The sequence below is a fragment of the Streptomyces sp. NPDC002104 genome, from assembly GCF_053593795.1.
In genome coordinates this window covers 1-22,026 of the sequence record NZ_JBSFDF010000053.1, presented here as the reverse complement: position 1 = coordinate 22,026, position 22,026 = coordinate 1, and the positions used below count along the sequence as shown (strand labels likewise).

23 protein-coding genes are annotated in these 22,026 nt (G+C 70.6%); 16 read left to right on the top strand and 7 right to left on the bottom strand.

Annotated features, from left to right (window positions below; translation table 11 throughout):
• Nucleotides 1–40: 40 nt before the first annotated feature.
• The 3 genes from ACWCP2_RS31620 to ACWCP2_RS31610 form a co-directional block, all read right to left on the bottom strand.
• Nucleotides 41–235 carry a DUF5999 family protein gene (locus tag ACWCP2_RS31620; protein WP_450912035.1) on the bottom strand — a complete coding sequence of 65 codons (195 nt, stop codon included), beginning with the start codon at nucleotides 233–235 and terminating at the stop codon, nucleotides 41–43.
• 285 nt (nucleotides 236–520) lie between these two features.
• Nucleotides 521–781, bottom strand: a complete 261-nt coding sequence (locus ACWCP2_RS31615) for a WhiB family transcriptional regulator (RefSeq protein ID WP_450911989.1) — start codon at nucleotides 779–781, stop codon at nucleotides 521–523.
• Between the two features lie 240 nt (nucleotides 782–1,021).
• Nucleotides 1,022–1,633, bottom strand: a complete 612-nt coding sequence (locus ACWCP2_RS31610; protein WP_450911988.1) for a hypothetical protein — start codon at nucleotides 1,631–1,633, stop codon at nucleotides 1,022–1,024.
• 429 nt (nucleotides 1,634–2,062) lie between these two features.
• Between ACWCP2_RS31610 and ACWCP2_RS31605 the strand changes: the two genes are divergently transcribed.
• The 8 genes from ACWCP2_RS31605 to ACWCP2_RS31570 all read left to right on the top strand — a co-directional run bounded on the left by ACWCP2_RS31605 (nucleotide 2,063) and on the right by ACWCP2_RS31570 (nucleotide 10,866).
• Nucleotides 2,063–2,851 carry a GntR family transcriptional regulator gene (locus tag ACWCP2_RS31605; protein WP_450911987.1) on the top strand — a complete coding sequence of 263 codons (789 nt, stop codon included), beginning with the start codon at nucleotides 2,063–2,065 and terminating at the stop codon, nucleotides 2,849–2,851.
• 123 nt (nucleotides 2,852–2,974) lie between these two features.
• Nucleotides 2,975–4,408: a helix-turn-helix domain-containing protein gene (locus tag ACWCP2_RS31600; RefSeq protein WP_450911986.1), complete on the top strand. Its 1,434-nt coding sequence runs from the start codon at nucleotides 2,975–2,977 to the stop codon at nucleotides 4,406–4,408.
• Between the two features lie 4 nt (nucleotides 4,409–4,412).
• A complete protein-coding gene (locus tag ACWCP2_RS31595; RefSeq protein ID WP_450911985.1) occupies nucleotides 4,413–5,093 on the top strand; it encodes a RibD family protein in 681 nt (226 codons plus the stop codon).
• A complete protein-coding gene (locus ACWCP2_RS31590) occupies nucleotides 5,093–5,560 on the top strand; it encodes a deaminase (RefSeq protein WP_450911984.1) in 468 nt (155 codons plus the stop codon). Before ACWCP2_RS31595 ends, ACWCP2_RS31590 begins: the two co-directional genes overlap by 1 nt.
• A 478-nt stretch (nucleotides 5,561–6,038) precedes the next feature.
• The gene (locus ACWCP2_RS31585; protein WP_450911983.1) at nucleotides 6,039–6,308 is read left to right on the top strand and encodes a helix-turn-helix transcriptional regulator; all 270 of its coding nucleotides are present in this window, start codon (nucleotides 6,039–6,041) and stop codon (nucleotides 6,306–6,308) included.
• Between the two features lie 941 nt (nucleotides 6,309–7,249).
• Entirely contained in the window at nucleotides 7,250–8,698 is a 1,449-nt protein-coding gene (locus ACWCP2_RS31580; RefSeq protein ID WP_450911982.1) for a helix-turn-helix domain-containing protein, read from the top strand.
• 9 nt (nucleotides 8,699–8,707) lie between these two features.
• Nucleotides 8,708–9,595: a DciA family protein gene (locus ACWCP2_RS31575; protein ID WP_450911981.1), complete on the top strand. Its 888-nt coding sequence runs from the start codon at nucleotides 8,708–8,710 to the stop codon at nucleotides 9,593–9,595.
• 113 nt (nucleotides 9,596–9,708) lie between these two features.
• Nucleotides 9,709–10,866 carry a protein kinase domain-containing protein gene (locus ACWCP2_RS31570; RefSeq protein ID WP_450911980.1) on the top strand — a complete coding sequence of 386 codons (1,158 nt, stop codon included), beginning with the start codon at nucleotides 9,709–9,711 and terminating at the stop codon, nucleotides 10,864–10,866.
• Nucleotides 10,867–10,937: 71 nt separating this feature from the next.
• Here the strand turns inward: ACWCP2_RS31570 and ACWCP2_RS31565 are convergent, their stop codons facing one another.
• Nucleotides 10,938–11,651: a GNAT family N-acetyltransferase gene (locus ACWCP2_RS31565; protein WP_450911979.1), complete on the bottom strand. Its 714-nt coding sequence runs from the start codon at nucleotides 11,649–11,651 to the stop codon at nucleotides 10,938–10,940.
• A gap of 174 nt (nucleotides 11,652–11,825) precedes the next feature.
• On the opposite strand from ACWCP2_RS31565, the gene tap reads away from it, so the two are divergent.
• The 8 genes from tap to ACWCP2_RS31525 all read left to right on the top strand — a co-directional run bounded on the left by tap (nucleotide 11,826) and on the right by ACWCP2_RS31525 (nucleotide 17,988).
• A complete protein-coding gene (gene tap / locus ACWCP2_RS31560) occupies nucleotides 11,826–14,081 on the top strand; it encodes a telomere-associated protein Tap (protein WP_450911978.1) in 2,256 nt (751 codons plus the stop codon).
• A gap of 8 nt (nucleotides 14,082–14,089) precedes the next feature.
• Nucleotides 14,090–14,653: a telomere-protecting terminal protein Tpg gene (tpg, locus tag ACWCP2_RS31555; protein WP_450911977.1), complete on the top strand. Its 564-nt coding sequence runs from the start codon at nucleotides 14,090–14,092 to the stop codon at nucleotides 14,651–14,653.
• 124 nt (nucleotides 14,654–14,777) lie between these two features.
• Nucleotides 14,778–15,371 carry a telomere-protecting terminal protein Tpg gene (gene tpg / locus ACWCP2_RS31550; protein WP_450911976.1) on the top strand — a complete coding sequence of 198 codons (594 nt, stop codon included), beginning with the start codon at nucleotides 14,778–14,780 and terminating at the stop codon, nucleotides 15,369–15,371.
• A 103-nt stretch (nucleotides 15,372–15,474) separates the two neighbouring features.
• Nucleotides 15,475–16,245: a hypothetical protein gene (locus ACWCP2_RS31545; RefSeq protein ID WP_450911975.1), complete on the top strand. Its 771-nt coding sequence runs from the start codon at nucleotides 15,475–15,477 to the stop codon at nucleotides 16,243–16,245.
• Nucleotides 16,246–16,578: 333 nt separating this feature from the next.
• Complete coding sequence (locus ACWCP2_RS31540) at nucleotides 16,579–16,866, top strand: hypothetical protein (RefSeq protein ID WP_450911974.1); 288 nt, start codon at nucleotides 16,579–16,581, stop codon at nucleotides 16,864–16,866.
• Nucleotides 16,867–16,940: 74 nt separating this feature from the next.
• The gene (locus ACWCP2_RS31535) at nucleotides 16,941–17,174 is read left to right on the top strand and encodes a hypothetical protein (RefSeq protein ID WP_450911973.1); all 234 of its coding nucleotides are present in this window, start codon (nucleotides 16,941–16,943) and stop codon (nucleotides 17,172–17,174) included.
• Nucleotides 17,174–17,446, top strand: coding sequence for a hypothetical protein (locus tag ACWCP2_RS31530; protein ID WP_450911972.1), 273 nt, complete (start codon nucleotides 17,174–17,176; stop codon nucleotides 17,444–17,446). The genes ACWCP2_RS31535 and ACWCP2_RS31530 overlap by 1 nt, the downstream gene beginning before the upstream one ends.
• 17 nt (nucleotides 17,447–17,463) lie before the next feature.
• Entirely contained in the window at nucleotides 17,464–17,988 is a 525-nt protein-coding gene (locus tag ACWCP2_RS31525; protein WP_450911971.1) for a hypothetical protein, read from the top strand.
• 972 nt (nucleotides 17,989–18,960) lie between these two features.
• Here the strand turns inward: ACWCP2_RS31525 and ACWCP2_RS31520 are convergent.
• The 3 genes from ACWCP2_RS31520 to ACWCP2_RS31510 all read right to left on the bottom strand — a co-directional run bounded on the left by ACWCP2_RS31520 (nucleotide 18,961) and on the right by ACWCP2_RS31510 (nucleotide 20,918).
• Complete coding sequence (locus ACWCP2_RS31520) at nucleotides 18,961–19,413, bottom strand: hypothetical protein (RefSeq protein WP_450911970.1); 453 nt, start codon at nucleotides 19,411–19,413, stop codon at nucleotides 18,961–18,963.
• Between the two features lie 411 nt (nucleotides 19,414–19,824).
• Nucleotides 19,825–20,244, bottom strand: a complete 420-nt coding sequence (locus tag ACWCP2_RS31515; protein ID WP_450911969.1) for a helix-turn-helix domain-containing protein — start codon at nucleotides 20,242–20,244, stop codon at nucleotides 19,825–19,827.
• A 50-nt stretch (nucleotides 20,245–20,294) separates the two neighbouring features.
• Nucleotides 20,295–20,918, bottom strand: coding sequence for a hypothetical protein (locus tag ACWCP2_RS31510; RefSeq protein ID WP_450911968.1), 624 nt, complete (start codon nucleotides 20,916–20,918; stop codon nucleotides 20,295–20,297).
• Nucleotides 20,919–22,026: the final 1,108 nt, after the last annotated feature.

Below are 22,026 nucleotides of genomic sequence, written 5' to 3'. Positions count from 1 at the left end.
GCCGGGGTGCGGCGGGCGGTGCGGGCGGATCAGGCAGCCGTCAGGCCGTGGCCGCGGCGAGGGGGCGGTGCGGGGCGATGATCTGGCCGTCGGGCAGCAGCTCGCCGGTGTCGTCGAAGAGCACCAGGGCGTTGCACAACAGGCTCCAGCCCTGCTCCGGGTGGGCCGCCACGACCAGCGCGGCCTCCCGGTCCGGGCTGTCGGCCGACGGGCACTTCGGGGCGTGCGTGCACAGCGAGTCCGGCAGCGTGGTGCCGGTCGGTGCGGTGTCGAGCGGGGTGCTGGTACGCATGGGCTCTCCTGCGGGGGTGCGGGCCCGAGACTCTCCCGGGCTGGAGGCGTGCGAAAGGCCGGCCGCCCGTGGTGCGGGCGGCCGACCTGGTGGAGCGGCGTGGTGCGGGACAGGAGTTGGGATTCCGTCCTGCGGGGCGGGCTGCTCAGCCGCGGGTGCGCCGACCGAAGTCGTGCTGCTGGTTGGTCCGGCGGAGGTCGTCCTCCAGGCGCTTCTGGTCGTCGTCGCTCATGCCGACACCGTCCGCGCCCGGTTGCGGGCGGCGCGGCGCTTCATCGCCCGCCGCTCGTCCTCGGACAGACCGCCCCAGACGCCGGTGTCCTCGCCGGACTCCAGCGCCCACTGGAGGCAGTGCTCCATGACCGGGCAGCGACGGCACACAGCCTTGGCCTCCTCGATCTGCAGGAGCGCCGGGCCGGTGTTACCGATCGGGAAGAACAGCTCAGGGTCCGCCTCGTCGCGGCAGATCGAGTTGTGTCGCCAGTCCATGCCGATCACTTCCCGCCTCGGGCGCGGCGCAGGGCCTCGTCCATGATCGGGTCGGAGTCGCCGTCGTTCCGTGCGATGCTGGGCTGCATCAGGTCCTCCACGTGGGTCCTGGACAGCCCCGGAGGGTCTCAAGTCGCCGGGGCTGTCGTGCTGTTCAGGCTGTTCGTACGAGCAGCCACGGCCCCGGCCGCCCCCTCAGCAGCGGGGCGGCTGGGGCCGTGGTCGTTCGTCCGGGGCGGGTCAGCTTGCGCGGCGCTGGGGGTGCAGCGTGTCCAGCGGCACCGGCGGTGCGCCCAGCGGCGTGTCACCGTCGGGCAGCTGCGCGCGGCGGGTGTCGGCGTCGCGGACCGCGGACTCGGTGGCCGCCCATCCCTTCTTCCGCAGCAGCCACATCGGCCGGCCGTCACCGTGCTCGTCATCCGCCGGCGTCTGCTTCTGCGCGGCGATCTGGCTGACGGCCGGGGCGACGGCGACCTTCGGCTTGCGCCGCACGGTGGTCTTGCGGCGGTGGCCGGTCTCCGCGTGGCCGTCCTCCAGGCGCTCCGCCCACTTCCGGACCGTGACGTTGACCGTGACCAGGCGGTTACTGCCCAGGCGGCAGCGAACGCCCGCGTCCTTCCACGTGCGGCCGGTGTCGTGCGGCACGACCTTGGTCGTCTTGGTGCCGAGGCCGGTGATCGGCACCCACGTCTTGCAGTCGGGGCAGACCAGCGAGGCGCAGGCGGGACGCAGGTCGTACTCGTGAGGCTTGAGGGTGGACAGGGCCAGCGCCGGGCGGGCGCTGACGGTGCGCGAGCGGGTCCGGCTCCGGCGGGGACGGGCGGTGCGCTCAAAGGTCGAAGCAGTAGGCATCTGGACTCCTCGTGGACGGAGTGGCAGGGCGTGCGTCGCGATGCGTTCTCTGCCCTCCGGGCCGCACGGCACGAGGCCGGCGTCCCGTAGGACAGACAGCGCACTGCGCTGCGACGTGCACGCAGTGGTCGCGGCCGTCAGGCTCCGGAGGAGTTCGATGGTGCTCTCACGCCCTCGGATTCCCAGCAAGCTGGGCGAGGACTACTCCGGCCACCCCGAAGGGTGAACGACTACTGCGGTGGTACTGAGGTGCGTAACCCCTGCTCAGCAGAGCGTTAGGGCTATCGCTATCGCCTAGTAGAGACCATGCCGACCTACCCAGTCAATAGCGATAGCTCTATTCGTGTCGACCGGTTGTGCTGACGCATCGCTGACTGATAGAGCTAGCCCTAGAATCAGATCCGCGCAGCACTCTGAAAGGTGGCTCCGATGCCCGTCTCGTATCGCGACATTGCAGCTGACCTGCGACAGCAGATCAGCGAGGGGCGATACATGCCGGGCGACAAGCTCCCGATGCTGACGGAGCTCCAGGCGCAGTACGGAGCTGGCTACCAGACGGTGCGAAGCGCCATCGCCCTCTTGGAGCAAGAGGGCCTTGTCGTGGCGGTCCGTCGCAGAGGCACGATCGTGCGCGAGCGTCCGGAGAAGAAGCGCATCACGCGCTCGCGCCAGGTCTTCCGGGATGAGATCGGCTACTACTTCGACCCGACGGCGCAGCCCTGGGTGGCACTGGAACCGCCCACCGTGCGCTGGGGCATCGTCCCCGTCGACCTCGCCGCGCTGATGGGTCTCAGCACCGGAGCCGAAGTCCTGGTTCGGGACCGAGTTATGGGCGATCCGGAGACTCGGAAGCCGAAGCAGCTGGCGACCAGCTACCTGCCGGCGGATCTCGCCCGCGGCACACAGCTCGCCGAAGCCGACACAGGCCCCGGCGGGATCTACGACCGCCTGGAGGAGATGGGCCACCGCCCTCTGCGCTGGAGTGAGGGGGTGTCGGCTCGCATGCCTTCCCCCGAGGAAGCCGAAGCGCTGAATCTGCCCGCTGACGTCGGTGTCCCCCTGCTGCGCGTCGTGCGCCTGACGATGGCCCCGAGCGGTGAGGTTCTTGAGCTCAACGACACTCGGATGAGTGCTGAGGAGTTCGAGATCGGTTACAGCATCCGACGGCATTCCAGCGCGCGCCTCTCGGATGTGGACGACGACGAAGACGAGCACTGAGCACCACCTCCCTGACCGAACTCGACTGTGTGCAGTTCGGTTCTAAGCCCGGGGGAGCTGCTAGTTCCAGATCTGACATGTGGCCGGGTGAACTGGCCACATCAGCCACAGGATTGGGGCGGGATGGCACAGAAACCGAGGGAGCTGACGCCCTGGGTGTCCCCCCTTCACAACTGGGGTTACCAGCTGCGCGAGCTGCGGAATTCGCGGGGTCTCAGCCTCCGCGAACTCTCGAAACCGACCCGCATCGACCACGCTCACCTGGGGCGATTCGAACGAGCGGAGCGCATGGCCGACCGCACCCAGGCGGCGCTCTTGGACGATGCCCTGGGCGCCAGCGGGATGCTGCTGCGGCTCTGGGAGCAGATCGGTGACGAGCGTGGCCATGTGGCCAATCCGCCCGTTCATGTGGCCAACTCGGCGGTCAGCCTGGCCTTGGGGGTAGCCGACCAGGCAGCGTCGGACGGTGAGGGGATCTCGGTCCCGTGTCGTCTACGCGATGGGTCGGTGGTTTGGGTGGCTCTGGAACGGCGTGCACTGCTGCGCGCGGGGGTGGGGTTGGGAGCCGTTGCGGCGGTGGGCATGGGTTCGCCGGCGGCCGCGGACTCGGACGGTGTGCCGAGCCTGGTCCGCAGGGCGCGGGCTGCGTCGGCGTACGGCTCGACACCGGTTGAGCACCTGCGCCGCGCCCGTCGCCACCTGATCGACGGCGACAACCTGCTCGGGCCGCGCCACGCCCTCAAGACCACGCGCGATTACATCGATGTCATCCAGCACCTGCGGCGGGAAGCGAAGGGCACCGACCGGCACGACCTGATGGAGCTCCAGACGCAGTACGGGGAGTTCCTGTCCTGGCTCCACCAAGACCTGGGCAACCCGGATGCCGCGTCGTATTGGCTCGACAGGGCGATGCAGTGGTCGTACACGGTCGGCGACACCGACCTGACCACCTACGTCATGGCCCGCAAGGCGCAACTGGCCGGTGACACGGCCGACTTGGTCGACGTCGTCGACCTGGCGGAGGCCGCCCAGCGCATGGCCCGGCCCCGCAGCCGGCTCGCTGCCGTCGCCCGCACCTACGAGGCGTACGGACATGCACTGCGCGGCGACGCCGACGACAGTGAGCGCGCCATCGACTCCGTGCGCAACGCCCTGGACGGCATCGGCTCCGACCCCACCCCGTGGGGCGTGTGGCTGAACGCCTCGTACGTAGAGGTCCACCGCGCGCAGGGCCTGGAGGCCCTCGGCAAGCACGACCAGGCCGCCGACGCCTTCGCCGACGCTATCCGGCTGATGCCGGACGACTACCACCGCGACCGCGGCGTCTACATGGCGCGGCAGGCCGTCGCCCTGGCCGGCGCCCGCGACCCGGAGCGGGCCGCGACGATCGGCATGCACGCGCTGACCGTCGCCGCCGACACCGGCTCCGGCCGCATCACCAACGAGCTCGCCCGGCTCGACACGGCCCTGATCCCCTGGCAGCGCGAGGCCCCGGTCTCCGAGTTCCGCGCCGCTTTCGACTCCACCCTCGCCCACGAGACAGAAACGGAAGCCTGAGCAGATGACTGCCCGCCCGTACGTCGTGCTGTCCGCCGCCACGTCGGTGGATGGATACCTGGACGACACCAGCCCCGAGCGGCTGCGTCTGTCCAACGCCGCCGACTTCGACCGCGTCGACCAGGTCCGTGCCGAGAGCGATGCGATCCTGATTGGCGCGAACACCATGCGCCGGGACAACCCCCGCCTGCTGGTCAACAGCGACGAACGCCGTGCCCGGCGCATCGCCGACGGCAAGTCGGAGTACCCGCTCAAGGTCACCGTTACCGCGAGCGGTGACCTCTCCGCCGACCTGAAGTTCTGGCACCACGGCGGCGACAAGCTCGTCGTCACCGTCGACAGCGCGGTGGAGAAGGTCCGCGCGACGCTCGGAGACCTCGCCGACGTCGTCAGCGTCGGGCCGGACCTCGATTGGGGCCTGCTCCTTGACGAGCTCGGGCGCCGCGGCGTCAAGCAGCTGATGGTGGAGGGCGGCGGCACGATCCACACCCAGCTCATGGCCCAGGACCTCGCCGACGAAGTCCACCTCGCCATCGCGCCGCTGCTGGTCGGTCAGCCGGAGGCCGCCCGGTTCCTCGGGGCCGCCGACTACCCGGGCGGATCGACCGCGCGGATGCAGGTCCTCGAGGTCCGCGCAATCGACGACGTCGTCCTCGTCCGCTACGCCCCGAAGGGACGCGCCTGATGTACGCGCCCGACCGAGACCAGGACCTGCGCTGGATGAGGCGCGCGATCAGCCTTGCCGCGTTGTGCCCGCCGGCCGCAGGGGCCTACTCGGTCGGCGCGGTCATCGTCGGCGAGGACGGCAGCGAGCTCGCGGCCGGCTATTCCCGGGAGGCCGACCCGCACGAGCACGCGGAAGAGGCCGCGCTCGCGAAGCTGCCCGCAGGTGACCCGCGCCTCGCCGGGGCGACGATCTACAGCACGCTGGAGCCCTGCTCCCAGCGGCACTCGCCGCGTACCCCGTGCGCTCAGCGCATCCTGGCCGCTGGGATTCCGCGGGTAGTCATCGCCTGGCGAGAGCCGTCGCTGTTCGTCGACGACTGCGTCGGCTACGAGCAGTTGATGGAGGCCGGGGTCGTGGTCGTGGAACTGCAGGAGCTGGCCAAGTCCGCAAGGTCGGTCAACGCGCACCTGGGGGACCTTGCGTGACGGAGCAGGTATACGTGATCGGGTCGACCGGCAGCGGCGCCATGAAGATCGGCGTCGTTACGCCGCCACGCAAGGGACCTCACGGTATGGGGACGAGGGGGGTGACATTCGCCGGTGACATCCAAATGTCACCGGCGAATGTCACCAGACACCGCGTCAGATCACGTGCCACACTCGCCGCGTTCGTCCCCTTCCCGTGTGGCGGGACGGTTCACGAACTCGCCTCCCGTCAGGCGGGAAGGGCGGGATTACAAGTCGGCGAGCGCTGGAACTGCCGCTCGAAATCTGTTCCGATTCAGGGGCACCAAGGGGTTCCACCTGCACGTTCTCACGTCAGGAACGGAACGGTCATCGAGGAAGGGCGGGGGGGCGGGTGGGGTCGGTCGGTATCTCGTGCGACAACACGCTCATTCTCGTTAGCGAAGATCGTCCGGGCCATGTATGTTTTGGGGACTGTTTCCCTATGGTGGAGGTCCCGATGTCTGATCCGCTGAGGCGAATTGACGCCCTGGTGGAGGAGGACACCCTCCCCACGCTCAAGGTTCGGCAGCAGCTCCGGCTCGCCGCCGGCCTCACCCAGGCCGAAGTCGCAGAAGCCATCGGCGTCAAGCGACTCGCGGTCGCCCAGTGGGAGGCGGGGCGTGCCCAGCCTCACCGCGGGAACCGTCGCGCGTACGCGCACTTCCTTCGGAAGCTCGCCGTGAAGTACCCGGACGCGGCCATCGAGGAGGCATCCGATGAGGGGTGATCTCGCGGCTGCGACCGTTTTCGGGTTCGCCGACTCCACCTTCGGAATCGAGGGGGTCGGGATGACCTAGGTCATCGGCCGCGCGCGCCAAACGAGCGGACTGGTAATCCGCTCCGGCCTCGCGCGGCCCGTCAGCGCCGACCACTCACAAATCAGGTCGGCTGCCTGGTCCCGGTTGGCGCCGGTTCCAGGCTCCAGCTCACTGAGCTGGTTCTTCACATATCGCATCGCATTACGCATTACCCCGCCTTGGTAAGCGGGCGCAACACCGGTCCGCAAGGACCGAGCAGTACCGCAGTCGCTCCCGTGGCAGGGAGCTTCCGCAGCGTTCCAACGGCCCCGGGAAGGGCCGGCGGAACACCAGCACGACCGGCCCGAAAGCCGTCCGCACTGCACGTCCAGCCCGAGGGCTGTCCGCAAGGTCCGAATCACCACGAAAGGAAGGGAAAGCCCGCCTCTGGTTCTTCGTCCGGTGCCCGCTCCTCACGGAGGGGGCGCCCATACATCCACACGAACGGATAGGCCCAGCCCCGCTAGGGGCTCGGTCGGTCCACGCATATGGAAGTTGGTCTCTTCATAGTGCCCGATCTCGTGTCCCTCTGTCAGCTTGGCTTCGCCCGTTTCACCCCGGTTCGGGGGTCGCAGGTGTTCCGGGTGACGGGGTCCCCGGAGCCGTTTTTCCCGGTTCGCCCAGTTCGTGCTGTATGTGCCATCGGTTCGAAAAACTTCGGCGGCGGCGTCACACGCGACCGGTTTTTTCTACCTGTAGAAGATGTGACCCCCTCTTCTCGCTCCGCTCTGTCCACCCTCGCTCTCGTCGTCCACAGGGCGGCCGCTGCTCGCCGGACTCTGTCCACAGGGGCGGTCTCCCAGGCTGGCGGGATGATCGTTCGCGTCTGCCCGCCCGTGTCCGCTCGCCACCTCGTCGTGGCGGTGGGCCGATGAGCGCCGTGGCGGCCGCGGCCGCTGTGGTGATCCCGTCCCCGCGCCCGTCCGGTTCGCCGGTCGGCGGTGCGGTCGACGTGCTGCCCGCCCTGTTCGTGCCGGAGGCGTCCCAGTGGCTGTCGACGTCGGCGGGCCGGGTCGCGCTCGAGGGCTACTCCTGGATGCAGGCGGTCCACTGGGTCGCCGGGTCTGGTCTCTACAAGCCGCGGCGGCACCGGTCGCACGGCCCTCGTTCGTTCGGCGTGACCACGGTGCGCGTCGCCCAGGAGCTCGCGCAGCTGTTCCCGTGCCGTCCGGGCATCGAGTACCTGGTGCGCCGCACCGGGCTGTCGGAGCGGTCGGTGGAGTACCACCTGGGGATGCTGCGGGAGGCCGGGCTGCTCGCGTATGTCGTACGGGGGACCCGGGTGCGCGGCGAGTCGGCGCAGGCGTCGGAGTTCGCGCGGATGATCCCTCGCGAGTTCGACGCCGCGCTGGGGATCCGCACGGTGCTGCGGGACGACACGGCGCCGGAGTACACGCGCTCGATGACCGGGATCGCGGAGGCCGGCCGGGAGCTGATGGCGAAGCTGGCGAAGAAGGCGGCCCGCAAGGTCCGCAAGCCGCGCTCGAAGAGCCCGGCGAAGGGTGCCCGGAAGGGTGCTGAGCAGGGGATTGTGACGCCTGTTTCAGGTGATGAGCGTTGCACCCCAATGCAGGTGGGTTCCTCTGGGTCTTCCTCTGCGGGTACTACCTCCTTCCCCCCTGAGAGCAAGCTCGCCAGCGGGCAGAGCGATTCCCCCACCCCGAAGAAGGTCAAGCGCGGCCGCCGGAAGCTGAACGACGTCGGGCGCCGCTTCCAGCTGGCCTCGGAGCTGATCCGCCAGGTGCCGTGGATGGGCCGCGCTGCGGTGCCCCGGATCGCCTGGATCCTCAAGGACGTCTCGGACGCGGGCTGGACGGCTGACCAGGTGATCGCGTTCCTGGACTGCGGCGATGCCCCCGGCACCGTCCACCGGCCCTCGGGGTTTCTCGCCGGGCGGCTGGCCAACGCGGTGGCTCTGTGGCCGACCGAGAAGGGCCGTCAGCGCGCTGTTCAGGCGTACCGGGACTCCCGCCGCGCGGAGAAGGCCCGCCACCAGGAGTGGGAGGGCGCCTGGACGCCGCCGAGCAGTGAGTCGGTCCGCCGCCTGGTTGCCGACGCGTTCATCCCCCAGCAGCAGCACGAGGAGTCGGTCGAGATGCAGCCCGCGCTGAACGGGATCGAGGACCTGAGCCCGGAGGACCTGGCGGACATGCGGGCGACGGGGATGGGCGAGTTCATGGCGGGCGACACCACGCTCATCATGACCACGTTCGACACCCTCGGCCCGGCCGCCGCCGTGCACATCTACGGCGCTGACCTGGTGCAGCGCGCTCGCAAGCTGGCGAGCAGCAGCTCGCTGATGACCGTCGGACGCCGGTAGGAGGCCGTGATGACCGAGACCCTCAACACCACCGTCAGCAGCAGCGAGGAGACGGCCCCGGAGCTGTCCGGCGTCGACCTGGCCCGGGTCGCGCTGCACCAGGCGCGCGAGGCCGCGAAGGCCCGCGGCGAGGCCGGCACCCGCAAGGCCAAGCGCCGTACCCGCACCACAGCGGTCCGGGGTGATGGGCGGGAGCCGACCGGGTTCGCCGCCGTGCTCCAGGGCCTGATGGCCGACCGGGCCTGGGATGTCCCGGCCGCCGGCGGAAGCATCCTGGACCAGTGGCCGGACATCGCGGCCGCGCTCTCGCCGAAGCTGGCCGCGCACGTGAAAGCGGTGGCGTTCCACTCGGAGACGGGACAGCTGGACCTGTGCCCGGACTCCTCGGCGTACGCGACGCAGCTGCGGCTGATCAGCTCCCGGATCGTCACCGCGGCGAACGACGCGGCCGGTACCCAGGCGGTCCGCACCGTCCGCGTCCTGGCCGTCGGCGCTCCGACCCCGGCGCCGCGCGAGACGGCCACCGCCCTGGCAGCCGCGGCTGCGCCCCAGGGGCCGGTTAGGACCCGCGACATGGCTCCGCCTGGCTTCCACCAGGCGCTCGCTGCCCACCAGGCCGTCCCGCGCGTCCAGCACGTCCGCTCGGGCGTCACCGAGGCGATCGAGCGTCAGAACCGGGTGATGCGCGAACTCAGCCGGAGGGCATTCCCGGAGCCGGAGGTTGCTGTCGACGATGCGCCCGCCCCGATCAACGCTGCCCATCTCCAGCGCCGCCGTGAGGCCGCCGCCACCGAGGCCGCCGCCCTCCGGCGGGCCCGCGCGGAACGGGCCGCCCGGCAGGCCGGAACCGCCGCCCTGGTCCCCAACGCGCCCCTTCCGCTGCGCACCACCGCTTGACCAGCCGGTGACACCCGACCAAGTCCCCTGCCGTAAGTGGTTCCTGCGGCGTAGCGTGACGGGTACACGCCTGGTAGACACCGTGCGTCGCGGTGATCACCGGAGGGGGAGTCGTGCAGGAAGGGACCGTGCTGGACGGCCGCTACCGGCTGATCGAGGCGATCGGCGCGGGCGGGTTCGGTCAGGTCTGGGCAGCGCACGATCCCAAGATCGACCGCCTGGTGGCGGTCAAGGTCCTCACCGGGGACGCGGGCAGCAGCAGGCAGGCGGCCCGGTTCGCACGCGAGGCCGCAGTCGCCGGCGGCCTCGCTCACCCCAACATCGTCACCGTCCACGACTTCGGCTCCACGACGCACAACGGCCAGCCCTGCGCCTACCTCGTGATGGAGCTCCTGCCCGGCAAGTCGCTCAGCGCAGCCCTGGACTCGGGAAGGCTGCCCCTCCCGAGAACCCTGAGCATCGCGGGCTGCGTCGCAGACGCCTTGAAGGCCGCACACGACGCGGGCCTGACGCACCGGGACATCAAGCCGTCCAACATCATGATCCGGTCCAATGGCACGGCCACGGTGGTGGACTTCGGCATCACCAAGGGCAGCGACGGCCGCAACGACGTCACCACCACCGGCGTCCTGATCGGCACCCCGGCCTACATGGCGCCCGAAGCGCTTGCCGGCACCTTCGACCACCGCTCCGACCTGTACTCGCTCGGCTGCGTGCTCTACGAGATGGTCACCGGCCGCCGCCCCTTCACCGGTACCTCCTGGCACCTGGTCAACCAGCACATCAAGGAACAGGCCGCACCGCTGCGCACCCTGCGCCCGGACGCGCCCGTACAACTGGAACGACTCGTCAGCCAGCTCCTGGCCAAGGACCCCGCTCAGCGGCCGGCCTCAGCTCGGAAGGTCCGGGACGTCCTCAAGGAGATCAACGACCGGCACTTCGGGGCCACCCCGCCCCGGCGCGGCCGGGACGTCGCGCACGACATGAGCGTCAGCGCGGCGGAAGCCGCGGACGGTGCGATCATCCCGCTGCGGTTCACCACCCGCATCGCCTGCCCGGCCTGCGCTACCAGGACCGACGAGAAGTCGGCGCGGGCGTGCACCACCTGCAAGGGGGAGGGGCGGATCGTCAGCGAGCAGCGCACCTACAGGGTCCGCATCCCCGCCGGAGTCAGGGACGGTCAGGAAGTTCGGATCAGGGAACTGGGGGAGCCGGGGAAGAACGGCGGCGTCCCAGGGGACATGTACGTGACCGTGCACGTTGACGCCTGAACGGCCGTCCCCTCAGCAACAAGAGCGGAGTAGGACGGCCGTCGGCGGCGTCGCGGCAGAGCGGTAGCCGGTTACTTCCAGCGGACGAAGAGCTGCTCTCCGGGCCCGGGGTCGATGCCGAACGGCAGGCTGAGCGGGGCCAGGTCCAGCTTCTCCTGTGGGGCGAGCGGCGTGAAACCGCGCTGTTGGTAGAAGCGGTCCAGACCGGAGTCGACGGGGAACTGGCCGTACAGCAGGAGCAGCCCGAGCTGCTCGTAGACCTGCACGGTGCGCTTGAGCAGGTGGGTGGCCCATCCGGCGCCGCGGGCCTTCTCCGTGACGCTGATGCCGGCCAGCTTGGCCAGGGCGAGGGGAATGGACATCAGCTGTTCGGGAGGCAATCCCTGCTGGTGGGCACCGTTCATGATGGGCATCGGCGGCATCGAGTACGCCGCGCCGACGATGTCGCCGGCCTTGTCCTCCGCGACCAGGACCAGGGAGAGGCCGGGGATCGCGTCGAGGTACGTCCTCTGTACCAGCAGCGGCGTCATCGCCCTGATCCACGCCTCCTGACCGGTCAGCCCGGCGCACAGCGCCACGGCGAGCTCCCCGCCGAACTGGTCGGCCGCCGGCTGGTCTAGCCGGGCTCCCGCCGTTTCCATCAGGGCCTGCACGGCGGCATCCTCGCCCGCCTGAGCAAGCCGGATCCGCCCTCCCTCGGGGCCCTGCCAGCCCTCGATGACTCGCTTGCTGGTCACGGGCTGCGGCGGGGTGGAGCCGCCACGCGTCTTCCCTCGTTTGGCCATGCTCGGCACCGTACTGAGCCGGACCCGGCCGGACTGGCAGATCACCAGAACCAGCCACTACACCGGCCAGAACAATGTTCCGCACCCCTCAAATCCTCTTCGTACGCGATTCGTACGGTGAACGTACGCGCATCGTACGTTTCATGGGGTAGGATGTTGGTCAGGAGGTAACCCATGTCCGAGTTGTTCGACGCGGTCGACGCCCTGCTCGCGTCCCGCGCCACGCTCCCGCCACCGGCGGAGCGCAAGCGGCTGCGCGCCGCCCACGGCCTGACGATCGACGAAGTGGCCACCACCCTGAAGGTGCGCCGCGCCACGGTCAGCGGGTGGGAGTCCGGCAAGACCGAGCCCCGGCCGCCGGAGCGCGACGCGTACGCCCGGCTGCTGGACAAGCTCGCGGAGCTCTACCCCGCACCGGTCGCCGCGGCCGTGCCCGCCCCCGACGTTGCGGTGCCGGCCACGTTCACCGCCGTGCCCGCCCCGTCGGAAGCGCGGGCTCTGTCCACAGGTCCGGCGTCCGAGGCTGCGGACATGACTTCAACCGAGAACACCCCGACCAGCCCTGCCACCGCCACCGCTCCGGCGGCCGCGCCGCGTCCGGCGTCCACCACCAGGCCGACGTCGACGTCGCGTCGCCCCGCTGCGAAAAAGGCGGCCCCAGCCGCGACCCCGGCACCGGCCCCGGCGGGGGAGAGCGACCCGCGGTTCGAGAACGGTCCGTTGGCGGTCGTCGACGTCGAGGACGGGAAGGTGCTGGCGTACTGCGTCGGCGGCCTGGTCCTGGACGTGCCCGCCAAGTCCCTGCCGTCCCTGGTCGACTGGACCCTCAAGGAGGCCAAGCTCGGTCAGCCGAAGCTGTCCGGGCCGGGAAGGCCGGCCGACCCGCTGATCGTGCTCACCGCGGCCGCGTGCGAGCGCTACGGCCTCCCGGTGGCGCTCACCGAGGAGGAGCGGATCGCCGGGCGGATCCCGGAGGGCCACAAGGTCATCAAGCAGCTGACCCGCGCCGACTGGCAGCTCACCAAGCGCGGGTTCGGGCCGTGGGCTCGGATCTACCGCCCCGCCAAGGGCACGGACCGCCAGTGCGTGCAGCTGTGCATCCCGTCGTGGAACGCGCTGGACGCCCGGTTCTGGGGCTCCGCCGCCCAGCTGCCGCCGCCGGAGCTCGCCCGCGTCCTGGGCACGTACGCGGCCCGGGTGATGACGCCGCGCGGCTCCACCGCCGTCACCGGCCTCGAGCTCATGACCGCCCTGCACCCGCCGACCTACGCCGTGCGCGACGAGGAGACCGGCGTCCTGCGGCGGGCCGACGAGAAGACGCCCGGGTCGCTGGGCGTGGACCCGGTGGACTGCGCGCCGTGCGAGGCCCCCGACGGGCACCCGCTGCTCCAGGACCTGCCGCGTTTCCACGTGCGCGGCCCCGGCGAGAAGCTGTTCGAGGAGGCGTACGACTGGGCGCGCCCGCTGACCGACGCCGAATGCCTGCGCAGCCACCTCGTGGGCCTGGACGTCAACATGGCGTTCGCCGCCGGAGCGAACGGGCTGGTCGTCGGCCTGGGCGCGCCGACGCACGTCATGAACCCGGTGTTCGACCCGAAGTTGCCCGGCTCGTGGCTGGTGGACCTGAGCCACGTCGACCTCTCAAGGGTGAAGGCCGGGAAGGAGTGGGTGGAGCTGGACGGTTCGCTGCTGCCCTCCCCGTTCACGCCGAAGGGCGACCGCCCGGCGGGACCGGCCTGGTACGCGACGCCGACCGTCGCCTACGCCCAGGAGCTCGGGTACGACGTCACGCCGACCGAGGCGTACGTGCGGTACGAGAACGGCCGCTACCTGGACGGCTGGTACAGCCGGCTGCGCGACGCCTACCTGACCACGATGGCCGACCTCGGCGTCGACGCGGACCTGTCGCCGGCCGACTTCCTCGCGGCGATGGACGGCTACAAGGGCCGCGACCCGCAGATGGCGATCGTGGCGGCGGCGGTCAAGGCGACGGTGAAGGGCGGGCTGGGCAAGCTGCGCGAGCGGCCCCGCGGCGAGGGCTGGACGTCCGGTGAGCGCTGGCGGGCCCTGGAGCGTCCGACGTGGCGGCCCGACATCCGTGCAGCGGTCATCTCCCGCACCCGGATCAACCTGCACCGCAAGATGGTCAAGCACGCGGCGTTCACCGGGCAGTACCCGGTCGCGATCCTCTCCGACTGCGTCGTCTACGCGGTCGACGGCGAGAGCCCGCTGGACTTCCTGCCCTACCGCGAGGGCAAGCCGCTGCCTGGCGGCTTCAAGCTCGGGGTCAACCCGGGCCTGGTGAAGCACGAGGGCACGCAGACCACGCTGTGGGGAGAGGGCGCCCGGGAGCAGCACCAGGCTCCTGAGCTCAACCTGGCCCGGTACATCAAGGACGGCACCGTCACCGACAAGGACAACGGGGAGTAGGGAGCGCGATGAACAAGGAGTTCGGGGACGGCCTCAACCAGGCGGTGCAGAAGGCGTTCACCCGCCCGGCACCGAAGAACGCGGGCCCGCAGATGCGGTACCTGGTCAAGCAGCTGGGCGGCACCAAGGCCGTCGCCCAGACGCTGCAGGTCTCCCAGCGCACCGTCGAGCGGTACGTGAAGGACCAGATCAAGAAGCCCCGTCCGGACCTCGCCGCGCGCCTGGAGCGCGAGGTAAAGGCCCGGTGGCAGCCGCAGATCCGGGCCAAGGCCAAGGAGAAGGCGGCGACGACCGGCGGCATCGTGATCGACGTCCACGCCCGCCTCGGCTACGCCGGAGCGTCGATGGAGTCCACGGACGAGGACCGCGAACGGCACATCACCGTCGCCCTCCCGCCCCAGTACGCGGCCCGCCTCTTCACCGCCCAGGAGCAGGGCGCCACCGAGGACCGGCTGCGCGAGCTCACCGCCGAAGCACTCAAGGAGGTCTACTTCCAGGACAGCGGCCGCCGCGCCGGCTCCCTCCAGGAAGTCCAGATCAACGACGTGCTCGACCTGGGGTTCCAGCTGTAGGCCGCGCCCCGAACCACCTGCGAGCCCCGGACCGTCAACGGCCCGGGGCTCGCCCGCGTATCCATGGAGCCCGGGTGGTCTGCTCCGGACTCTGTCCACAGGACCGGCGCCCGAGCATGCAGTCATGAACGATGACGAGCAGCAGCAGCAGCCGGCCCCGCGCCGCGGCAAGGTCCTGGAGGCCCTCGCGCGGGCGGAGCGGAAGGTCTTCACCCGGCCCGCGCCAAAATCCGCACATGCACAGGTGAAATTCCTCCTCACGCGGATGACGGGGTCAGCGAAGAGCTTGGCGGAGCGTGTGGGCACCTCAACCCGCACGATCGAGCGCTACCGTGCCGGGAAGCTGAAGAAGCCGCAGAAGCGGCTCCAGGCCGCCCTGGTGGAGGCGACCGAATCCGAGTGGCAACCGCAGGTCAGAGCGCAGGCACGTGCACAGGCGTCGACCTCCAAGGGGATGATGGTGGAGGTGACGGCGTACTTCGGATTCACCTGCACGGGCAGCTCGGACGACGGCCGAGAGCGCCAGATCACCACGGACATCTCGCCCACCTACGTGAAGCAGATCCTGGAGCTCCAGGAAGCCGGTGCGACAGAGGAGGATCTGCATCCGATTGTCGCTGAGGCCATCACGGAGTCGTATTTCACGGAGTGGGGCACACGGGCCGATGGCCTCCGCGCGGATTTCACGTCCGTGTCGTCAATTTCCTTCCGGTTCTGACCCGGCCGAATTTCGCACCTGCTATAAAACAATCCGGCGGGCCGCCGTACCGCGCTCTGGCGGCGGCCCGCTCCGAATCCGTTCCACGAATACGAGGCCGAAGATGACCAGGATGTGGCCGCCCGGCGGCGGTACCCATCGCCCGCTCGCCCCGCGCCTCGCTGCGCCCCGTGAGCCGGTCGACCCCGCCCGCATCGGCCGCCGCGTCGTACGGCGCCGGGCGAAGGGCATGGACGCCGGCGCCGTCGCGGCCGCCCTCGAGGACGCGCGGTTCGACGCACGGCAGGCGTCCCTACATGAGGACCTGGCCGACGACGCCTGCGGCCCGGCGGAGCTCGCGGAGTGGGAGCGCCTGGACCAGCTGCTCGCCGCAGCGCCCGCGGGCACCGTCTACGACCCCGACGCCGACGACGTCGTCCGGGCCGAGCTCGCCGCCGATGCCGCGGCCGCCGCCGCCCGGGAAGCCGAGCTGCGCGAAGCGATGCGGATCGCGGCCCGCGCCGACGAGCTCCAGGCGCTGCGCGAGCTCGGCACGCTGGAGCAGACCGAACCCCGCACCAGCGACGAAGCCGTACGCGACGAACTCACCCGGCGAGCCGGCGGCTACGTCCAGGCCGACGTCGACGGCTGGCTCGCGCACGCCCTGGCCGCGCACCTCGGGCACTACCGCGACCCGGCCGCCCGCGAGGAAGCCGCCGGTCTCCTGACGCCACCGCTGCTCGCCCACGCCGCGCTGCTCACCGAGCTCTCCCACGTCGCCCCGGGCGTCGACGTCGACCAGCTGGCGTTCGCGGCCCGGCTCGCCACCACGGAGCCCGAAGCCGCCGGCGCCCTCGCCGACTTCCTCGCCCGCGCCCGCGCCGAGGCAAGCTGACCTCACCAGGCCCGCCCGTTCCGACCGGTGTCACGCTGACAGAGGGTGAGCGTGACACCGCAGGCAAAAAAGTGTCACGCCGCCCGGGAAACGCCCTCATATGTCCGTTTCTCGGAGTCCAAACGGCTCTCCAGCGAGCCCCGGGGCCCGGCGTGACACGTAAGAGTTGACATCCCGCACGCCCGTGAGCAGTACGGAACGTAACCGCCGGGATCGGTCCCGGGCGGGCCGGCGGGTGCGGAAGAATCCCCGGGGTGACCACCGCCGCCCACCCCCAGATCACCGACGGCCAGGTCCTGCCCGGCCTGCCCGCCTGAGCCCTCGGCAGGAACGATGACGACACACGAGTACCAGGTCGTGGCGCGGTGCACCGACCCGTCCCACCCCGGCGCCAGCACCCTGATCTACACCACCCACGCCGCCTCGATCCAAGAGGCCACGGCGAAGGTCCAGAAGCTGCGCATCGACAAGATGACCCCGGGCCTCTACCGCATCACGCAGGTCACCGAGCGCGAACCGGAGTGCACCTGCGCCGAACCCGGCTTCGGAGGCAAGTGCGCCGGCGAACCCTGGTGCGCCAAGGTCGAAGCAGCCGCGGCCGCGAGCCCCGTACTCAACTGAGCAGAGCGGTCCCACGGCCGCCGTGCGGCCGATACCGTGGTGACACACGCCCGTTCGCGCCCTGGAGGCCCTCGATGAGCGAACAGCCGGCCCCCGCCGACACCGCCGCCCGGCAGCTGGAGCCCGCGGCCGCCGACGCGGTCCGCGCGTACGCGGCCAAGACCCGCGCCGACGCCGACCGGTTCGCCGCCGTCCTGGAGGACATCGCCACCAACGGCCTGCCCGACCCCGAGCAGTGCACCCCGTGGGAGGACCTGCGCGAGGCCCACCTCACCCGCCTCGCCGCCCAGCGCCCGGCCGTCGCCTGATGGCCAAGCCGCACGGCCCGCGCCGCGCCCGGATCACCTTCTCCGACTCCGCCGCGAAGCAGCTGGAGAACATCACCAGCGAAGCGGACATCCACGCCCTGGACCGCGCCCTGGTCGTCATCTCCGTCGACCCCGACGTCGGCGAGCCCATCCCCGGCAGCGCCGTCGGCCCCCAGCTGCGCGAGTACACCGACGACGTCGAGCGCGTACGGCTCTTGTACTGGGTCTCGGTGTTGGGGACCGTGATCGTCGTCGCGTACATCGAGGTCTAGCCGCCGAAGGAGCCGAGGTGCCCCACCTCATCCAGCAGCTCTCCGCCAACCGCGTGCTCGGTGGGCTCCGTACCGCGCTGGCGGGATGTTCCCTCCAGGCCGCCGCGCTCCGGGAAGGCCCGGCGCAGGACGACGGGCCGGGCGCGGCCTGGCTCGTCTTCCTGTGCCCCGTCCACTGCGAGGACCTGCCCGCGTGGCCCGCAGCCGCGTCCCACCCCGACAACGGCTCGATGCCCTGCGGGACCGTCCTGGACTTCCGTACGGCCGAGCAGCAGCTCCAGTCGCACGCCGATCTGTGGCTGACGCCCCTGACCGGAGTGGATCCGGCGGCGTACGGCGGTGTGTGGTCCGACGTCCTGGACCAGGCCGACCGCGTACTGCTCGCCCGAGTCGAAGAAGCCGGCGCCGAAGGCGACGACGATCCGCTGCAGAACATGCTGGCGGTGATGGGCGTGGCGTGCCGGTCTGCGGCTCAGGGCGATCTCGCAGTGGCGGCGACATCGCTGGGGCACTGCGAGACGATCGCCCTGAGCCTGACCTGAAGGGTCTGAGGAGCCTGCGGCCAGCACGGCGGACCTCTCCGCATGTTCAGCACTTGGTGAGGGATCGGGTCCGTCGTTTGGTGAGGGATCGCTCGCGTAAGAGGAATACCTAGGACTGACTGACCAGGTGACGAGCACGTTCTTCCCATCCGCCGTAGGCGAAGTGCCGGCAGTAGAAGCTGCGGGAAGCCCGGCCGCGGTACGGAGGGCGCCGGTGGTCTCGCGCTGCGCGCGGATGAGATCGGCCGTCAGTTGGAGGACAGGGCGAGGCCCGGCCTTGCACCCTTGCACCCATCCCCGGACGCAGCCCCGTGGGCCGCTTTACGGCCGGCGGTTCATCGCGGGCCGGATCTGCAGACGGCCTTGCACCCCATCAGTAGGTAGTACAGGTAGTACCTATGTGCGGGTTGTAGATCTCTTCCCCCTGAGAGCGAAGCTCGCCGCACAAGCTCCCGGCGCCCGCCGCACATGATCCTTCCCGGCGCTGTGCGGCCTCCTGCGGCGCTCTGGGCGCCTCCAGGCTCCCGAGCGACGATCACGTTCCTCTCGCGCCCTCACAGCGGCGTACAGCGCCTCGGGCGGTCTGTGGGCCTCCGCGGCTCCCAGCCGACTTGCCGCTGCTCGTATCCGGCGCCGGTGTTCTCGTTCGCCCGGCCGCGAGCTCCGCTCTCAGGGGGGGGAGAGTTCTACCCGCGCATAGGCACTACAACTACTTACCTACATTGGGGTGCAAGGAACGTCCCCGGCCCCGGCCCGCCGGACGGCCCCGGCGGCCTTCCGATGAAGCCCTGACGAGTACCTCCAGCATCGGCCGGACCTTGCACCCTTCCGCTCGCTGCCCGTCTGCTGCACGGGCCGCTGCTCCTGGTGGTGATGGGTGCAAGGAGGCTGCTGCAAGTCCGCGGTGGTTGCAGCGCAGTAATCGCACAACCGAGGCGGCACACCGGTGCTGCTCGTGTAGCAAGGGCAGCCTCACCGTGCAGCGGCTCGCCTCTCCCGGCCCTGCTCCAGCTGCTGCTGTCGGTCGCGGCGCGCTTGGCCCAGACGTGAGCACGCCTGCGCCGCGCACTCGAAGTACACGTCGACGTCCACGCTGCGCTCGCGGCGGGCGACCTCGTACCCGCCCTTCAACGCCTCGAAGGCGGCCACCACGGGCAGGGTGATGTCCTCGTGCGCCGCGGTCGCCGTGTCGAGGTAGTGGGCGAAGCCGAAGCTGTAGCTGTCGGCGCGTTCGTCCTCGAGGACGAGCTGGCGGGCCTGGCGCGCTGCCTCGAACCACCGCAAGCCGTCGTCCACGCCCAGGGCGTCCACGACGATCGCAAGGAACGGGGTCACCCGCTCCGCGGTCGCGGGCCAGCTGTCGGGGGCCGGGCCGAAGCGGTTGCCCAGCTCCTGGGTGAAGTGGAGGCCGAAGTCGTACGTCACCCTCCACTCCTACCGCGACGGCCGGCCCCCGGACGGGCGGCACGCGGAGCTCCACCCCGGGAACGCCCGTACGCACCGTGCCAACTGCGGCTTTCCCCTCCAGGGGAACGATGTACGCACCTGCGCGGCGGGACGCTGCTGGCCACGGAGTTTGTTCTGGAGAACCAGAACAAGACGGTTCCCCTGGTGATACCGTCGCCCGCGCCGCGCGCCGTTGACCTGGGCTTTCCCCTGAAGGGGAACGATGCGCGCCCTAGGGACCTGCCCGGGGCGGCGCGTGTTCTGGAGAACTAGAACATGTCGGTACCCCTGGTGATACCGACAGTCGTCATCGTGCGGCTCGGGCACGCGAACGGCGCCGCACCCTGAGGTGCGGCGCCGTGGCGTCGGGAACGGGCCCTGGAGGGCTGCTCAGGCGCTCTGCGCGAGGTTGGCGACCTGGGCGGCGAAGCGGGTCCGCCGTTGCTCGGTGAAGTCCTCAGCGGGCGTGGTGTTGATCTCGGGGACCGCCATCGCGGTGCCGGCGACCCGGCCGCCGGTGAGAACGGGGTGGAGCTGGTAGCAGCCACGGCGCAGGAGCCAGGCGAGGCCGGCCTCCCTCAGTTCCTTGAAGCCGCGGTTCACCGCGGGCTTCCCGGCTCCAAGTTCGTGTGCCATCTCGGCTTGGCTGATGCCGACCGCGCCGTTGTCGGGGTCCTGGAAGGCCAGAAGGACGTCGAGCACGCGTCGGGCGGTCAGGGAGATGTCCACGAGGGCGAGCATCCGCAGAGCATCGCGGGTGAGCGTGATCGGCTCGTTGGACGGGGGGCCAGGGACGTAAGTGGTGCTCACGAGGGCCTCCTGGTCGTTGTCGTCTGGCTCTGAGGATATGCCCGTGCGCGTCACGCGCTCGCCTTCCGGGCAGGCAGTCGGCGGCGCGACAGCGTCACGACCTTCTCGCTGCGGCGGGCGATCTCGGCTGCCTTCTTCGCCTTCGCCCGCTCGGCGCGCCACTCGGCGGGGTAGTCCGGGGCCGGGATGATGCAGGCCGGACCCTCGGCGGCGTTCCACTCCTTCTGCCACTGCTCCTGCTCGGCGGAGGTGCCGGCCACCGTGAGCCACGGGTTCAGCTGGAGCACGCCGGGCTTCGCGGTCCGCATCCAGCCGATCTGGTGGAAGAACTGCGCGGGCTCGCTCACCGAGGCAGCAGACAGGCTGCACAGCTGCTGGAGGTCGCGCTGGTTGATCCGGACGTACCCACGCGGCGCCTTCGTCCGGTCGACGCCGTGGTACGCCGGATCCTGCGCGGCCACGAGCTTGCACCACACCTGGAACCAGCTGCCCGGCATCTTCAGGCTGCCCAGGACGTCCATCAGCAGCCGGGCGTCCAGGACGTAGCCCTTGACCTCCGCGCTGACCGCGAACTCGCGGCCCTGGATCTTCTCGACACTGACGACCATGCCGCCCTTGCCGTCCGACCGGGCGACAACGCGCTGGCCGGGCCGAACGACCGGCAGCTGCTCCATCAAAGCCTCCAGGAAGATCATCGAGTACGGGCCGAACGGTACCACTAGGGGAACCGTCTTGTTTCAGAGGGGTAGAACACGGCCTGCCTCCAGCGGGTCGCTGCGCCGTCTCGACACGCCCGGAGTTTGTTCTAGATCTCCAGAACAAACCGACCCCCCTTTGTTCTGGAGATCTAGAACACGCCGTTTGACGTTTCCGCAGGTCAACGCGTTTTGAGGCCGTGAGCACTCTTAGGTGTCTGTAAGACACCCTCCGGGCCCGTCGGGCGGGCGCCGGCCTCGGTGTCACCGAGCTGGCAGCAGCGGCGAGCCGGGCGTGTCCGGCCTCGCGCGCGCCCGTCCCGGGGCTGGGACGTGGTGGCTCGGGCGGCTTCGCGTGCGGCTCCACGGCTCAGGTTCGGACCGTAGGCGGCACCAGCGGAGCTGCGTCTCGGGTGGTACCGGCCCTGACGCTCAAAAGCGAGGAAGCGCGGCCGGTGCCGGTGGGCGGTTCCGCCGCCCGGCCCCAGGGGGCCACTCGGCTCCGGTACCTCCGCACGCCGGAATTCAGCCTTTCCCATATCTGAGGTACCGTTCTGTGGCTCGGGTCCGCAGCTTCCCGATTCCTTATTCCTCGCGTGAGTGGAGGAAACCGAATTCCTGCGCTGACCTTGCATCAAAAGCCGCGCCCCGTCCAAGTGGTTGGGGGGTGTCCCATGTTTCCGCCAACGGTACATGCTGCATCAACCCGATGCACGCGGTACACTAGAACCCACACGAACGGGCGACCCCCACCCCTCGCAGCCAGCCCGGCCCGCGCCAGCGGGCCCCAAGGGACTGGAGGCGCAGCCGGAAGGACCGTCAGGCGGGGGAGCACAGCGGACCCGCCGGGAGCGCCCCGCGCTCCCCCAACTCCCCCACTGGAGGCCCCACCAACCCACACCACCACACCCCAGCGGCACGGGCCGCGCGATGCGCGGCCCAGCCGGGCGCGCAGCGGCCGGCCCCACTGCCTCCAGGAGCGCAGCGGAGGGAGGCGCCCACGCTCCGCGTGGGCGAAGGGAGCGCAGCGACCGCCCTGTGGACGACGAGAGCGAGGGTGGACAGAGCGGAGCGAGAAGAGGGGGTC

Excerpts from the sequence above, each read along its gene's own strand:
- ACWCP2_RS31615 (WP_450911989.1), bottom strand. The coding sequence starts at position 781 with ATGGACTGGCGACACAACTCGATCTGCCGCGACGAGGCGGACCCTGAG.
- ACWCP2_RS31610 (WP_450911988.1), bottom strand. The coding sequence starts at position 1,633 with ATGCCTACTGCTTCGACCTTTGAGCGCACCGCCCGTCCCCGCCGGAGC.
- ACWCP2_RS31605 (WP_450911987.1), top strand. The coding sequence starts at position 2,063 with ATGCCCGTCTCGTATCGCGACATTGCAGCTGACCTGCGACAGCAGATC.
- ACWCP2_RS31600 (WP_450911986.1), top strand. The coding sequence starts at position 2,975 with ATGGCACAGAAACCGAGGGAGCTGACGCCCTGGGTGTCCCCCCTTCAC.
- ACWCP2_RS31595 (WP_450911985.1), top strand. The coding sequence starts at position 4,413 with ATGACTGCCCGCCCGTACGTCGTGCTGTCCGCCGCCACGTCGGTGGAT.
- ACWCP2_RS31590 (WP_450911984.1), top strand. The coding sequence starts at position 5,093 with ATGTACGCGCCCGACCGAGACCAGGACCTGCGCTGGATGAGGCGCGCG.
- ACWCP2_RS31585 (WP_450911983.1), top strand. The coding sequence starts at position 6,039 with ATGTCTGATCCGCTGAGGCGAATTGACGCCCTGGTGGAGGAGGACACC.
- ACWCP2_RS31580 (WP_450911982.1), top strand. The coding sequence starts at position 7,250 with ATGAGCGCCGTGGCGGCCGCGGCCGCTGTGGTGATCCCGTCCCCGCGC.
- ACWCP2_RS31575 (WP_450911981.1), top strand. The coding sequence starts at position 8,708 with ATGACCGAGACCCTCAACACCACCGTCAGCAGCAGCGAGGAGACGGCC.
- ACWCP2_RS31565 (WP_450911979.1), bottom strand. The coding sequence starts at position 11,651 with ATGGCCAAACGAGGGAAGACGCGTGGCGGCTCCACCCCGCCGCAGCCC.
- tap (WP_450911978.1), top strand. The coding sequence starts at position 11,826 with ATGTCCGAGTTGTTCGACGCGGTCGACGCCCTGCTCGCGTCCCGCGCC.
- tpg (WP_450911977.1), top strand. The coding sequence starts at position 14,090 with ATGAACAAGGAGTTCGGGGACGGCCTCAACCAGGCGGTGCAGAAGGCG.
- tpg (WP_450911976.1), top strand. The coding sequence starts at position 14,778 with ATGAACGATGACGAGCAGCAGCAGCAGCCGGCCCCGCGCCGCGGCAAG.
- ACWCP2_RS31545 (WP_450911975.1), top strand. The coding sequence starts at position 15,475 with ATGACCAGGATGTGGCCGCCCGGCGGCGGTACCCATCGCCCGCTCGCC.
- ACWCP2_RS31540 (WP_450911974.1), top strand. The coding sequence starts at position 16,579 with ATGACGACACACGAGTACCAGGTCGTGGCGCGGTGCACCGACCCGTCC.
- ACWCP2_RS31535 (WP_450911973.1), top strand. The coding sequence starts at position 16,941 with ATGAGCGAACAGCCGGCCCCCGCCGACACCGCCGCCCGGCAGCTGGAG.
- ACWCP2_RS31530 (WP_450911972.1), top strand. The coding sequence starts at position 17,174 with ATGGCCAAGCCGCACGGCCCGCGCCGCGCCCGGATCACCTTCTCCGAC.
- ACWCP2_RS31510 (WP_450911968.1), bottom strand. The coding sequence starts at position 20,918 with ATGGAGCAGCTGCCGGTCGTTCGGCCCGGCCAGCGCGTTGTCGCCCGG.